The sequence below is a fragment of the Frondihabitans sp. PhB161 genome (assembly GCF_003814635.1).
GTDB lineage: Bacteria > Actinomycetota > Actinomycetes > Actinomycetales > Microbacteriaceae > Frondihabitans.
In genome coordinates this window covers 482,964-496,793 of the sequence record NZ_RKQW01000001.1, presented here as the reverse complement: position 1 = coordinate 496,793, position 13,830 = coordinate 482,964, and the positions used below count along the sequence as shown (strand labels likewise).

Below are 13,830 nucleotides of genomic sequence, written 5' to 3'. Positions count from 1 at the left end.
CTACTGGCATGCCTTGTCTCTGCGTGATCGTACAGGTGATCTCGACTGTACATTCTGTCTCTACAGTAGAGAACAGTGCGTTAGAACCTTCGGGCGAGGCCAGGTTGTCCCTTTCAAACCGGCCACATGCACACGCTGTACGGACAGGATGGACGCCCTAGAGTTGAGGTGTTCCTCACGCCGATGACGGCGTAGATAACGAGAAGGTGGTTGGTATGGCGGAGACGCTTGAGGAGATTAACCGGGCCTCGCCCGTGCCTTACTACCAGCAACTATTCGAGGTGCTCGAGCGTCGCCTGAGCGTTGGACTGATCGCCAAAGGCGAGAAACTTCCAAGCGAAAATGAGTTGGGGGCCCAATTCGGGCTCGCCCGGGCGACGGTCAGACAGGCTCTTCAACTTCTCGAGTCGCATGGACTTGTTCAACGCGTAGCGAATAGAGGGGTGTTTGCCGCCGATGGCCCGGCCGAACGGGGCTGGATGATTCAGGGCCCTCAGGGGTTCCTCGAGAATGCCGTTGGGCATCAAAACCGGTCTGTCACGACGGAAGTACTGCGCGCAGGTGAGACCGTGTTGCCCGACCTCGCCGCTCGGTCACTCGACGTTCCTGACGGCAGCACTGGCTTCGAGTTGATTCGCGTGAGGAGCCTTGATGGAACGCCTGCTCTTTACAGCATCAACCACAGCCCTCCTGCTGTCGCCCCGGTCGTGGCAGCGGCCGCCGATGTGCTCTCCGGAAACGCATCCTTGTCAGACCTGCTGGCGGGTGCTGGCTACGTTCTCGGCGGCGCGCAAAGAACTGTGTACGCGGTGGCTCCGGGTGCCGAAATTGCCTCAATCCTCGGGGTGTCGAAGTCGGCTCCGGTGCTCCGTATCCGGTCGGTTTCTTGGACCTCTGCGGGTGAGCGCTACGACGTCTACGAGACGTGGGTGCGTAGCGACGTCATCCCTCTCGAGATCAATGTGTCCACCGTGGATCTCTCACCGAAGACGCCCTGACCGAATAAGGACCGCGTTTTGCTGGTTGCACATGCAGAAGGCCGACTCCGTGACGCGGAGTCGGCCTTCTTATTGTGGTGTGCTACTTGAGTTGCCCAGGGGTGTTCGTGGACGGGTGCGACGCGGCGACGTCAGGGTTTTCAGCGAGGTCCTGGAGTGACAGTCCTTCGGCGACGACCTTTGCGGACTCCTCGGGGACGCGGAGCCAGCGAACTGCGATTCCAGCGAGGATGTAAAGCGCTGCGAAGATGATCGTCACTCCGCCGGCCCCCAGTGGAACCAGGAAGATGGCGACGATGAGCGGTCCGACGAACGTGGCGGCACCTGCACCGAGGTTCAGGACGGCGATCGAGTTGCCCTTCTGCCCGGGAGCCATCAGGGACATGAGGACCGAGATGGGCGTGAAGCCGGCCAGTGTGACTCCGAAGAATGCGGCGCACAGGGCCACGACCCAGTAGTGGTGTCCGACTGCCTGAGGAAGGAAGTAGAAGCAGAGGACCGCGACAGCGGATGCGAAGCAGCCTGCCCATCGAAGGGTGCGGTGCCAGCCGAGTCGGTCGCTCAGCACACCGAAGAAGAGGTTCGCGAAGATGTTCGCGGCTCCGAGGATGAAGACGAGCTGCAACCAGCCGGCAGTCCCAAATCCGAGGTCCTTGGCGAACACGGTCGGGAAGAAGACGAACAGGCCGAATTGCGGTGCCGTGTTGACGATTCGGATGAGGCAACCAATTCCCACGCGCGGGCTAGTGAAGGCAATGGCGATGCTGTTGACCATGCTGCGCCCGGTTGTGACCTCGGGGGCAGCGAGGCGAGTGCCACCTCGCGCCTTACGAATACCGATCAGGGACACCACGGCGCCGACTGCGACGAGGACGAGGGAAACCCAGAAGGTGAGGTATTCGCCGATCAAGGGCTGGGTTCCGCTGGCGAGAAGAGAGCCGAGGGTCGGGAGTCCACCGGTGAAGGCGAAGTAGAACCAGCCCACAGCGGAACCGAGCCTGTTGGCGGGGCTCGCTGCGAGGATCCAAACGAGGAACCCGTAGGCGAAGAACGGGTAGCCGATACCGCGAAGGCCGTAGATGACGAGCATCAGCGTGAAGTTCTGCGACGGCAGGGCCACAGCGAGGAAGAGTACCTCGAGGATCGCCCAGGTCACGGCACCGATGATCATGACGCGGCGCGGCCCCCAGACGTCGGAGAACGCGCCTGACAGCCAGGAGCCGATTGTGACGATGAGTCCGTACACGGAGATGATGACGGCGGCGTTTGTTTCGGTCCCGGCGCCGTGGTCGGCGAGGTACGGGGCGATGTAGCCCGATTCGACGCCGTCGCCGATCATGAACAGGAGGAGGCCGACAAAGCCCCAGACGAGAGGGCGGGGAAGGCCCATCTTGTCGATCAAGTTGCGGGGCTGGGGCCCGGTACGGATAACAGAGGTTGCGGACATCGGTGTCTTCTCTCGGAGGTGTGGGAGGGGCAGCGCTACTGCTGGGGGAGGATGTGCACTTTGCGGGCAGTTTCGGACTTGGCCGCGTCAAGGGCCTTGGCGTAGTCCGCGAGACCGAACGTGTGTGTCACGGTCTTCGCGGCCAGGTTGTCGAGATTTGTGATCTCCGCGACGGCGTCGGGGTATGACGTGGCGAGAGACTGTGAGCCGATGATTGAGATCTCTCGGTCGAAAAGGTCGTACGGATAGAGGTCGATGTGGGCCGTCGGGCTGACAACGCCCATCTGCAGGAGTGTCCCCCGGTTCGCCAGTCGAGTGAGGGCATCGGCTGGGGCCGACGGGTGACCGCTCGCCTCCACGACGAGATCGATGTCCTTCGTGGTCGAGCGAGCACCGGGCTCGACGGCGGAGTCGGCACCGAACTCCAGCGCCGCCTGGCGTCGCACCGGGCTCGGTTCGATGACGTCGATACTGCTGGCTCCGTTGGCTTTGGCGTACGCGATGGCGAGCAGCCCGATAGAACCTGCGCCGTAGATGAGCACGCGCTGGTCTTTGACCGGGGCAACACGTCCGAAGGCGTGAAGCACACAGGCGAGAGGCTCGATGAGGGCTCCGGTTGCCCAGTCGACACCGTCGGGCAAGTGGTATGCGACCTTGGTGGGGACTGCGACCAGTTCCGCGCAGGCTCCGTTGCTGGTGACGCCAATCGGGACGAGGTTTTCGCAGAGGTTGGTGGCGCCGGCGAGGCATTGCTCGCAGTGCCCGCAGTTGACGTTCGGGTCCACGCAGACGCGATCACCGATTGCGAAGTCGGTGACACCGCCTCCGACTGAAACGACCTTTCCAGCGAATTCGTGGCCGGGAACAACGGGGAAAGTGCCGGTGGGGTAGTCACCCGAGGCGAGGTGGATGTCAGTACCACAAATTCCAACGGCTTCGGGGGCTATGACAATTTCTCCCTCGCCAGCGACGGGGTCTGGCAACTCGGTGATCTCGATGGATCCCCGGCCGTCTAGTACGACTGCGCGCATTGCGTATTTCCTCTCCGTGGTTCTCGGTGGAGGAGGGATCCTCGACCGTGAGGCTCATGTGCGTCCCTTGAGGACTTCGGATGAGTGCCGATTCCACACAGTACGACAAAAACCAATACGTGTCTAGACGCGTCAGACTGTCTAGACAATGTTCTCGCTGAAGATCTGGACAGTTGGCGGGATGGCACTGCCTCAGCCTCCGCTCGGGCGTCAAGAAACGGCATTTTGCCTCTCTGTCCCGGATCCTGATCTGTTTTGAGAACCACGATCGGGACGGCCGCCAAAAGCCAGGGGCCGACAAAGACCCAGATCAGGACAGCCATATTTGCGACGCCCCCAAGTGCTCCCACCAGGACGGGCCCAACGAAGGCGGGGAGGCCCGCGGCCAAGGTGTAGACAGCGAGAGCGCTGCCTTTGATCTTCCGTCTTGACCATCGAGAGCACGAGGGCGGCGAGGGGCACAAAGCCGGCGAGGCCGATTCAAAACACTGCCCAGCAGGTGACCGTGGCGACAACGTTCGCTCGACTTTTGATGGCACGCAGATGCATGAGGCTGCACGCGGGTCGAGAAGGCGCTTCAATCGAGTTGCGGCCTCAACTGCTTAGGGCCAGGCGAGGCATCACCACGCAGGCGCGAGAGGTCCCGCCTGAATACCGAGCAGGCCCACGAGGTCCTCCGGCCGCGCGGCGACATCGATGGAACCGGCATGCTCACTTGGAGACCCATAGCCCCAAGCGGCCATGATTGTCGGAACACCATTGTCCAAACCCCCGTCGACGTCGTGATGGCGATCCCCGATCAAGACGGGACGGGATATGTCGGCACCGCTTTCATGCAGACGCGTGAGGGCATCCTGCACAACCAAAGTCTTGGCGCTTCGAGTTTCGTCTTCGCTCGCCCCCGTAATGAAATTCAAGTAAGGGCTCAGCGAAAAGTGATCGAGGACGAGCTTTGCGTGGCTCTCAATTTTGGACGTGGCGGTGGAAGAGGGGATGCCGGCGTCCCACACTCCGCGTAACACCTCGCGCATCCCCGGATACACGTGACTCTGGAACGCACCAGCAGCCGAGTATTTCGCGGCGAAGATCCTCAAGGCGCTAGCAAGCTCGGTCGATTTGATCCCAAGGTGGGTCGTGAAGCTAAGCGGCAGGGGCGGCCCTAGCCACGAACGCAGTTCCTGCGGAGACGGGGCGGGGCGGCCGAGTTCAAGGATCGTGTCTTGTAGAGCGAGGATTACGCCCGGCGCGGAGTCGATAATCGTTCCATCAAGATCGAAGAGGACAACTGAGAATGGGAACGGATTGTCCATACAGTGCAGGCTAGACGCTGGCGATGCCATTCGCCAGATGCCGATGAAGGGGCTTCGAGCCAGGACTTGGAGATCGCTCCGTGCAACACCTGGGGGTTGACTGCGGCTGTCTCATTTTCCCGATCTAAGTCGCATACGCGGCCACATTGAGAACCTTGTCCAGGCGACAGGTGGTCGTACGCTTCTGACGTGAGCCGATGCGCGTCGTTCTTTGTGGTCAAAGGCGTCGTATTCCAGTGCGCCTTCGACGACCACCCATCTGAGACGTCACAACATATGGCCCTGGATACGGGCTGGGAGGTAGCTCCTCATTGGGCCTTAGTCGTCTGGACGAGCGCGGTGGCTTATCCGCGAGGGGCAGGCTAGAGGACGGCTCGAGGCTCGAGCCGACCGCGACCTCTTGGATCGTGCCTCAGCGATCCCCGATAGGCAGGAGAACCGCCGCCAGCTGGTCGGCGACTTCATGGACGACGTCGCCGGCTGCAAGAGACGCGTTAAGGCCGGATCCCATCGTGGTGAACATGATTGACGAAATGGCACGAGCGAGTCGCGTTGAGATCTCGGGTGAGGTCCCGTCGAAACGTTCGAAGAACCCGGCCACGACCTGCTCGGTTTCCCCAACGATCTTGAGAGCGTCCCGGTGGTGTTGTTCCTCTGGGTCGCCGAAAAGCATCTCGCGAAGATAGGTTCGCCCGTTCTCGATCTGGGAACGGTTGCACAACACAATCGGGGTGAGGACGGCCATCACGGCGTCGGCAAGGGACTGAGCTTTGGCGGCTTCCCGTGTCCCCCTATCGAGAGCCTCACGATAGCTCGCGTTTTGAACTAGGAGAAGGAGTTCTCCTTTAGTTTTCGCGTAGAGAAACAGTGTGCCGGTTCCGATATCGGCGGCGTCGGCGATTTCTTGAGTCGTCACCTCATCCACGCCTCGTTCCGCAAAGAGAGTTGACGCCGCTTCGGTAATGCGAGCCAACTTTTCTTGCTTGTTCCGCTCGCGGCGCCCGGTTCCCACCGTGGTCACAGCCATGCCCACTCCTCAGGGAATAGTATTCGAGCGCACTCAGTTTTGAGTGCAGTCACCAATTTATGATAATGCTCAATCTCATTTTCCCATACTGAGTGCCGCTGACCGCGTGCCGTCTACGCACCTATGAGCCAGAGAGAACCACCCATGCCCTCATCATCTGCCCTGTGGCAGCCGTTCACGTTGGGCCGCCTGCGCCTCAACCATCGACTTGCTTTAGCCCCAATGACGCGCAGTCGTGCCGAGGCCGACGGGACGCCCGGCGCCCTCGTCGCTGAGTACTACGGTCAGCGTGCATCATTGGGATTGTTGATCTCGGAGGGAACTCAGCCGTCCGACGATGGGCAGGGCTACCTGAATACCCCCGGCATCTATACTCCGGGACACACAGCGGGGTGGCGCCATGTAGCGGACGCGATCCACTCTGCCGGCGGGCACCTGTTCATTCAGCTCATGCACGTCGGGCGCATTTCGCATCCGGACAACACGCCCCACCATCGCCAGCCGATCGCCCCCTCGCCGATCGCCGCCAACCAGGACATGTTCACTCCGTCCGGTCTTCAGGCGACGCCCGAGCCGCGCCAGATGACACCCGGGGACATTGCCGACGTCATCGGGCAATTCCGCCACGCTGCCGCGTCCGCTATTGAGGCGGGTGCTGATGGAGTAGAAATCCACGCGGCAAACGGTTATCTCCTGCATCAATTTCTGTCACCGAACGCGAACAAGCGTTCAGACTCGTACGGCGGATCGGTCGAAAATCGCTCCCGGTTCGTCGTCGAGGTCGCGTGTGCTGTCGCAGAAGAAATTGGTGCAGACCGAACCGGCATTCGCATCTCCCCAGCATTCCCCCTCGGCGGAATTGACGAGGGCGACGTGACAAGTGTCCACGCACAGTACAACGACTTGGTCGGGCGACTCGCCGACCTCAACTTGGCCTACCTGCACGTGCACCACCTTGGCGACGACGATCTGCTCCTCTCTTTCCGTAAGGCGTGGCCTACAGCAGTCCTCGTCGTCCGCTATGGGCGCACCCGCGAGCAGCTTGGCGCAGACATTGAGGCCGATTATGCAGACATAGCCCCGCTTGGTCGCTTCGCCCTGGCTAATCCGGACATCGTCGAGCGCCTCCGGTCCGACGCCGCGATCAATGAAGTCGACCCGGACACGGTCTACGCCGGCGGAGCTTCCGGATACACCGACTACCCCGTACTGACCAAGAACTAAACACCACCCACCCTTAGCGGAAGCAGAAAAATCATGACCTCACTCGCAGGCGCCACCGTCCTCGTTACCGGCGCCAACGGCGGCATAGGCACGCACTTCGTTCACGAAGCCCTCGCCCGGGGCGCAGCCAAGGTTTACGCCACCGCCCGAAACCCGCGGACATGGGAAGACAGCCGCGTCGTCCCCTTACAGCTGGACGTAACCGATCCCTCGTCGATTCAAGCTGCGGTCAATGCCGCGTCCGATGTCAGCATCCTGATTAACAATGCGGGCGCTTCGCCCTCCACCCCCGAGATCCTCAGCCACTCGGACGACGAAATCAGAGCAAACGTAGAGACGAACTTCCTCGGTCCTCTGTTCCTCGCGCGCGCATTCGCGCCGGTCCTTTCGGCACGGGGCGGCAACACGGCCATCATCGACATCCACTCCGCCCTGTCATGGTTCGCCGTCGCCGGCATCTACTCCGCCACGAAGGCAGCGCTGTGGTCCGCCACGAACTCATTGCGCCTGGAATTGTTGCCTGCTGGCGTGCAGGTGGTTGGAGTCCATGTCGGCTACGTCGACACGCCTATGGCCGCCCACTCCTCTGATGCAAAGCTCGATCCTGCCATCCTCGTCGCCAAGGTACTCGATGCCACGGAGGCAGGCGAGTACGAGGTGCTAGCCGACGACACTTCCATCCAGGTCAAGTCAGCACTGTCCGCGCCGCTGCAGGCGCTCTACCCACAGTTGGCCCCGACGTCTTGAAATAACCACGCCGCCGACGGGACGCCCAGGATCCCGTCGGCGGCGTCCGACGTTCCCACCTCCCCGATTCTCAACCAACTCAGAAGGCAGAACACGCATGACATCCCTCGAAGGATCCGTCGTCCTAGTGACCGGCGCGAACGGCGGCATCGGCAGCCACTTCGTGCACGATGCCCTCTCCCGTGGCGCAGCCAAGGTGTACGCAACGGCTAGAAACCCGAGATTATGGGATGACGCTCGCGTTGTACCGCTGCAGTTGGACGTCACTGAGAGAAAGTCCATTCAGGCTGCAGCGCAGGCTGCCCCCGACGTCACCGTGCTGGTCAACAACGCCGGTGCTAACCCACCGACGGCAAGTCTTCTAGAGATCGATGAACCGGACTTTCGACGCACTATGGAGGTCAACTTCTTCGGACCAGTTTTTCTCACCCGGGCCTTCTCTCCGGCGCTTTTCCGAGCGGAACATTCCATCCTGATCGACGTGCACTCGATCGGCAGTTGGTTGGGTTACGGCGGCAGCTATAGCGCTGCCAAGGCCGCCCTCTGGGCGGCCACGAATGCACTGCGCCTGGAAATGGCGCCGCGGGGTGTGCACGTCGTAGGAGTGCACATGAGCTACGTCGACACCGCCATGGCGGCCCACGCCCCGGGCCAGAAGCTCGGCCCCCAGGACCTCGTTACGCAGGTGTTCGACGCCGTTCAGGCCGGCGATCTCGAGGTGATCGGCGACCCGGAGACCGCGACGGTCAAGGCCGCACTGGCAGGTCGCATAGAAGACCTGTACCCGGAGTTGCCGAGTCTGAAGTAGGGCCATGCCCGTTGAGCCCGACGACTGGCGCGCCCAGGGCGCCATCTCAGCGCTTAAGCGCAGCGCGAAAAATTCCTGTGGGGACTCTCGCCAGTTGAGGACGCGCGCCGTTTAGAGGTTGATCATGTGTCCGGTCAGTCCGTGGAGAGCCTCGCCGAGAGTCGGGTGCGCGTGGATATTGCGAGCAAGTTCGTCTGCCGTGAGGTCCCACTTCTCGGCGAGCGTGAGTTCAGGGAGCAATTCGGCTACGTCAGCGCGCCACCATATGTGCGCCCCAGATTTCACCGTAGCGGGAGTCGGCGACAAGCTTGACGAAGCCACCGGGTTCGCCCAGACCCTGCGCTTTCCCATCAGCGGTGAATGGGAACTTGTCCACGCGAACGTCGTAACCCTCGTCTCGAGCCTGTTGTTCCGTAAGTCCATAAGAGGCGACTTGCGGCTCGCTAAATGTAGCCAGCGGCATCATTTGGTAATCCCCGAGGGGCATCGTTTCTGCTCCGAACATGGTTTCGGCCGCCACAACGCCTTGGGCCTCGGCGACGTGCGCAAGTTGCAGTTTCCCCGTCACATCGCCGATGGCGTAAAGATGCGGCGCCGTGGTTCGCATGAACTCGTCGACATGGATCGCGCCACCCTCGTTTATGGCAACGCCGGTGTTCTCAAGCCCATTGCCGGCAGTCCTCGGAGCAAATCCGACGAACATGAGCACCTTGTCGGCGACAATGCTCGCAGAGCTTCCGTCCTTCTCGGTGTACGAAACTGTCACAGAGGACCCCCGGTCCGTAACACGGTCGACCTTGGTGGACGTCATCAAGTCGACGCCAAGCTTCCTGTACTGACGAGCGATTTCGATGGACACCCCGATGTCCGCATTTGGAAGTGCCCGATCGAGGTACTCCACGATGGTCACCTTCACGCCATAGTTGACCAAGACGTACGCGAACTTCATTCCAATTGCTTCAGCGCCGATGATGACTAGCGACTCGGGCAAATCCCGGGAGAGAATCTGCGACTCGTAGGTGACCACGTTCTCACTGAGGTAAACCCCCGGTAAAGACCTGACGGTGGAGCCAGTCGCGATGATCGCGTCGCCGTACGTGAGAGTTGCCGTTCCCCTACCGTGAGAGCGACCTCAATACTTCCCGAGCCAGAGAACCGGCCGCGCCCATTCACCTCGGTAATTGCGTTCTTCTTCATCAAGTAATGGACACCCTTGACGCGGCCCTCGGCAACCGCCCGGCTTCGATCAAAGGCGACGCCGTAGTCGAACACGACGGATCCGATCATGCCGAACCGTTTGGCCTCGTGGTTAGAGGTGTGGGCCAGCTCGGCATTTCCAAGGAGCCTTGGATGGAATGCATCCGACGTATAAACACACCGCCCAATACTGCTGCTCGATGACGGCAAGGCTCTTGCCAAGTTGAGCAGCACGGATGGCCACGACATAGCCACCGGGGCCAGCGCCAAGAACGACGACGTCAAAGTGGGTACTCATTCAATATGCCTTTCTCTTGCTGTCCGATCGGTCTGTAGGTGACGGGCATGCGTGCCGAGAGAACGGCACGGACCTGTATGTTGACGTCGCCAAGTACGCTCACGGTGCTTCGCTCGGCGAAGATGCTTGCGGTAGTTGCGACATGCACGACGGCTGTAAATACCCGGGCGAGCGCGGCCGCCGTAGGTGGCTCCATGGCGGAGTCGGCTTCGAGCAGGAGAGCGATGCCCTCCTCCAATTGAGCCGCTAAAACAAGGCCGGCACGCCTGAAGGGTTCGTCGGGATCTCCCGAGACAAGCTCGAGGAGGTACTCCCGGCCGTTTTCGACCTGCTCGCGAATGCACTCCACGACCGGACGAAGGAGCAAGCCGACTGTCGCCGCTTGTCAGTGCCCGTTCTATGCTGGCGAGCAGCTGCAAGCCCGGCCTCGATGGCCGTCTCAAACTTCTCGTTCTGCACCATGATCAGGAGTTCGGCCTTCGTCTTCGCGTAAAGAAACAGAGTGCCGATGGCGACGTCCGCCCGGTCTGCTATTTCCTTCGTTGTGACCCCACCAACGCCCCGCGCGGCGAATAGACCTCTGGCAGCACGCATTATGCGGTCTCGTTTGTCCTGTTTCGCACGTTCACGCCGGCCTGGACCTGCTGGCTGGATTTCCAAAGATCCTCCTTGACACGAAGTCTGAGTGGACTCATGATTGAGCGTACTCGGATTAACTGACGTTGCAAGAAAAGAAGGGACGGATCGTGGACCGCTTGCAAGTGCCCTACCGCGACGTGCGGACGCCGACCGTTGCCGCCACGGGTGTCCAATTCGCCTATCGGGAGTTTGGGCTGGGTTCGGGGTTCCCTCTGGTTCTGCTAACCCATCTCGGCGCCAACCTCGACAGCTGGGACCCCCAGGTCGTCGATGGGCTCGCCAGAGACCGTCACGTCATCGCGCTTGACTATCAGGGCGTAGGACTTTCCACGGGTACTGCGCGGAGTTCGTTCGCAGAGATGGCCCTCGATGTAGTGAATGTCGTCCAGGCATTGGGCTACGACAAGATCGACCTCTTCGGCCTATCAATGGGAGGCATGGTCGCCCAGGCGGTCATCGAGCTTGAGCCCAAATTTGTCGATCGCCTCATCCTTGCCGGATCTGGCCCGGCCGGCGGTCCAGGACTAGCGTCCATGACCGGTGTCACACTTCGCACCGCCATATTGGCGCTAGCCACGGTCAACGACCCGAAGACACTCCTTTTCTTCACGCGCACTCCGTCCGGCAGGCGGGCCGCTCACGACTACCTCGCCCGTCTCAAGCGACGTTCCGACCAGAGAGACCGAGCCGTCACCTCCGCGGTCTACCGCGCCCAACTGACAGCGGTCGCGAAGTGGGGACAGCGCGACGCACCGGTCGCGCCACTTTGGAGGGGCCCCGCGATGATCGTCCACGGCGACAGCGACCGCATGGTCCCGCCTAAAAACGCTGCACTGTTATCCCACCTGATCCCCACTGCGTCCGTGACCATCTACCCCGACTCCGGACACGGCGCCGTTTTCCAGAACGCCGACCACTTCGTCACGGCGGCACGCGCCCTGCTGTCCCGGTGAGACACCCTCCAACAAACGAACAAGAAAGCAGAAGGCATCATGAAGGCATTCGTTCTAAGCAAGTACAAGCAGCCCCTCGAACTTCGAGACGTGGCCGAACCCGTCGTGGGCGACCACGACGTTCTCGTTCGAGTCCACGCCGCGGGACTCAATCAGCTCGACGAGAAAATCCGCGAGGGCGAGTTCAAGCAGATCCTTCCCTACAAGCTTCCCCAAACGTTGGGGCATGACGTTGCCGGAACGGTCATCCGCACCGGACCGAAAGTCCGAGACTTCAAGCCCGGTGACGAGGTTTACGGGCGCCCGGCGATGCGACAGGTAGGAACGTTTGCCGAAAGAGTCGCCGTGGCCGACGTCGATCTTGCACATCGCCCGCGCAGCATCACCATGGACGAGGCCGGATCGCTGCCACTGGTAGCTCTGACCGCCTGGCAGGCGCTGGTCGAGAAAGGCAACCTTAAGGCCGGTCAGAGTGTGCTCATCCACGCAGGAGCCGGCGGCGTCGGCACGATCGCCATCCAACTCGCGAAGCATCTCGGGGCCACAGTCGCGACCACCGCCAGCACAAAGAACGTGGAATTCGTTCGCGAACTCGGTGCCGACACCGTCGTCGACTACCGCACGCAAGACTTTGAACAGCTCCTCGGCGGCTACGACCTCGTCCTCGACAGTCTCGGTGGAGACAATCTCGAGAAGTCCTTGCGCGTCCTGAAGCGCGGCGGTAAAGCGATCGGCATTGCCGGGCCGCCCGACCCGACGTTCGCCCGAGCAGCCGGCCTCAACCCCATCGTCGTGCTTGCCACCGCGGGCCTGAGCAGCAAGATCCGCAAGCAAGCCAAAAAACTTGGCGTCTCCTATGAATTCCTGTTCATGAGGGCCGACGGGAATCAGCTCCGCGACATCGCAGCCCTCGTCGACGAGGGCGCCATCCGCCCCGTCGTTGGAAAGACCGTGCCCTTCGAACAGACCCCGGGAGCGCTCAAAGCGCTTTCCGCTGGCGGCTTCCGCGGTAAGGCCGTTGTCACGCTTCCGTGACGTCGAGCACTACACCCCCCAAGAACCAACGACCGACAGGGAAAAACATCGTGAGCACCATAGATAACGAACCCACAAACACGTCCTACGCACATGCACCGGCCAAGAAACTCTCGATCGGCGGGACCACATACGCTTACCGAGAGCTGGGACCCAAGGGCGACATCCCCGTCGTCTTCTTCGTGCACCTCGCTGCCACCCTCGACAACTGGGACCCGCGAATCATCGACCCCATCGCCGCAACCCGGCACGTCATCACGTTCGACCAGCCCGGCGTCGGTGCCTCCACGGGAGCTTTTCCTCGCGATCTCGCGGATGCCGCCGACCAGGCCTATGACTTCATCCAGGCGCTGGGCCACGAGACGATCGACGTGTTCTCGTTCTCCATGGGCGGCATGATCGCCCAGGACCTCATCGTCAAGCACCCGAACCTCATCCGCAAGCTCATCCTCACCGGTACCGGGCCTCGAGGAGGTAAAGACATGGACAAGGTCGTTGGCGCCACTTACTACGACATGCTCCGCGCCACGCTGACCCGCTCCGACCCTAAGGAATTTCTCTTCTTCAACAGAAATGTGCCAGGCAGAAAGGCAGCGAAAGCATTCGTTGAACGGCTCAAGGAACGCGCATCAGATCGGGATAAGGCCATCAAGGTCTCGGCCTTTCAGACGCAACTCAAGGCAATTCAGCGCTTCGGACGTTCGACGCCTTCGGATCTGTCGATGATCAGCCAACCCACTTTGATCGCAAATGGCGACAACGATCGCATGGTGCCGTCGACTCTCTCCCATGACCTGCATCGACGTATCAAGGGTTCCGAGCTGATCATCTACCCGGATTCGGGCCACGGCGCCATCTTCCAGTATCACGACCGATTCGCACCGATCGCCGTCAACTTCTTGAACAGCTAGCCGCCGCCAAGGAATGCTCACCTGGACTCGCATTGCAATCGAGAAAACAAGGCGACCAGGACTCGTCCCTTCCGCAATTTGGAGTGCGTCAGATTGCCTTGCGAGTCGTTAGGTCGGCCTGTTCGAGACAGGAGGACACTAAGCCATGGCAAGTCACGCTGGAGTCCGAGACCCACGCTCGGCGTGGACGTGGACCTTACTCAGG

General features: G+C 61.3%; 14 protein-coding genes and 1 pseudogene. 7 read left to right on the top strand and 8 right to left on the bottom strand.

Annotation, left to right across the window (positions count from 1 at the left end; genetic code table 11):
* The first annotated feature begins 215 nt into the window (after nt 1-215).
* A complete protein-coding gene (locus EDF39_RS02495) occupies nt 216-998 on the top strand; it encodes a GntR family transcriptional regulator (RefSeq protein WP_123940187.1) in 783 nt (260 codons plus the stop codon).
* 82 nt (nt 999-1,080) lie between these two features.
* On the opposite strand, the gene EDF39_RS02490 is transcribed toward EDF39_RS02495, so the two are convergent.
* From EDF39_RS02490 to EDF39_RS02475, 4 genes are all read right to left on the bottom strand, one after another.
* On the bottom strand, nt 1,081-2,445 hold the full coding sequence (locus EDF39_RS02490) for an MFS transporter (RefSeq protein ID WP_123940185.1): 1,365 nt from the start codon (nt 2,443-2,445) through the stop codon (nt 1,081-1,083).
* Nucleotides 2,446-2,480: 35 nt separating this feature from the next.
* Nucleotides 2,481-3,476: an alcohol dehydrogenase catalytic domain-containing protein gene (locus EDF39_RS02485; RefSeq protein WP_123940183.1), complete on the bottom strand. Its 996-nt coding sequence runs from the start codon at nt 3,474-3,476 to the stop codon at nt 2,481-2,483.
* A gap of 620 nt (nt 3,477-4,096) precedes the next feature.
* On the bottom strand, nt 4,097-4,786 hold the full coding sequence (locus tag EDF39_RS02480) for an HAD hydrolase-like protein (protein WP_158613131.1): 690 nt from the start codon (nt 4,784-4,786) through the stop codon (nt 4,097-4,099).
* Between the two features lie 412 nt (nt 4,787-5,198).
* Nucleotides 5,199-5,813: a TetR/AcrR family transcriptional regulator gene (locus EDF39_RS02475; RefSeq protein WP_123940179.1), complete on the bottom strand. Its 615-nt coding sequence runs from the start codon at nt 5,811-5,813 to the stop codon at nt 5,199-5,201.
* A gap of 144 nt (nt 5,814-5,957) precedes the next feature.
* Between EDF39_RS02475 and EDF39_RS02470 the strand changes: the two genes are divergently transcribed.
* The 3 genes from EDF39_RS02470 (at nt 5,958) to EDF39_RS02460 (ending at nt 8,592) form a co-directional block, all read left to right on the top strand.
* The gene (locus tag EDF39_RS02470; RefSeq protein WP_123940177.1) at nt 5,958-7,037 is read left to right on the top strand and encodes an alkene reductase; all 1,080 of its coding nucleotides are present in this window, start codon (nt 5,958-5,960) and stop codon (nt 7,035-7,037) included.
* Nucleotides 7,038-7,070: 33 nt separating this feature from the next.
* On the top strand, nt 7,071-7,784 hold the full coding sequence (locus tag EDF39_RS02465; protein WP_123940175.1) for an SDR family oxidoreductase: 714 nt from the start codon (nt 7,071-7,073) through the stop codon (nt 7,782-7,784).
* A 97-nt stretch (nt 7,785-7,881) separates the two neighbouring features.
* A complete protein-coding gene (locus tag EDF39_RS02460) occupies nt 7,882-8,592 on the top strand; it encodes an SDR family oxidoreductase (protein ID WP_123940173.1) in 711 nt (236 codons plus the stop codon).
* A 111-nt stretch (nt 8,593-8,703) separates the two neighbouring features.
* On the opposite strand, the pseudogene EDF39_RS02455 reads toward EDF39_RS02460, so the two are convergent.
* The 4 genes and pseudogenes from EDF39_RS02455 to EDF39_RS17875 form a co-directional block, all read right to left on the bottom strand.
* Nucleotides 8,704-9,673: pseudogene (locus EDF39_RS02455) on the bottom strand (FAD-dependent oxidoreductase).
* A 228-nt stretch (nt 9,674-9,901) separates the two neighbouring features.
* Nucleotides 9,902-10,087 carry an FAD-dependent oxidoreductase gene (locus EDF39_RS17880; protein WP_370275152.1) on the bottom strand — a complete coding sequence of 62 codons (186 nt, stop codon included), beginning with the start codon at nt 10,085-10,087 and terminating at the stop codon, nt 9,902-9,904.
* The gene (locus EDF39_RS17595) at nt 10,071-10,436 is read right to left on the bottom strand and encodes a hypothetical protein (protein ID WP_199726183.1); all 366 of its coding nucleotides are present in this window, start codon (nt 10,434-10,436) and stop codon (nt 10,071-10,073) included. The genes EDF39_RS17880 and EDF39_RS17595 overlap by 17 nt, the downstream gene beginning before the upstream one ends.
* Entirely contained in the window at nt 10,334-10,681 is a 348-nt protein-coding gene (locus tag EDF39_RS17875) for a helix-turn-helix domain-containing protein (protein ID WP_123940171.1), read from the bottom strand. The genes EDF39_RS17595 and EDF39_RS17875 overlap by 103 nt, the downstream gene beginning before the upstream one ends.
* 152 nt (nt 10,682-10,833) lie before the next feature.
* Here EDF39_RS17875 and EDF39_RS02445 point away from each other — a divergent pair, with 152 nt between their 5' ends.
* Genes EDF39_RS02445 through EDF39_RS02435 form a run of 3 tightly spaced genes read left to right on the top strand, consistent with a single transcriptional unit; the run spans nt 10,834 to nt 13,625 of the window.
* Nucleotides 10,834-11,679 (top strand): alpha/beta fold hydrolase, encoded by an 846-nt coding sequence (locus tag EDF39_RS02445; RefSeq protein ID WP_199726118.1) that lies wholly within the window; start codon nt 10,834-10,836, stop codon nt 11,677-11,679.
* Nucleotides 11,680-11,718: 39 nt separating this feature from the next.
* The gene (locus tag EDF39_RS02440) at nt 11,719-12,714 is read left to right on the top strand and encodes an NADP-dependent oxidoreductase (RefSeq protein ID WP_123940169.1); all 996 of its coding nucleotides are present in this window, start codon (nt 11,719-11,721) and stop codon (nt 12,712-12,714) included.
* 59 nt (nt 12,715-12,773) lie between these two features.
* A complete protein-coding gene (locus EDF39_RS02435; protein WP_199726169.1) occupies nt 12,774-13,625 on the top strand; it encodes an alpha/beta fold hydrolase in 852 nt (283 codons plus the stop codon).
* The last annotated feature ends 205 nt before the right edge of the window (nt 13,626-13,830 follow it).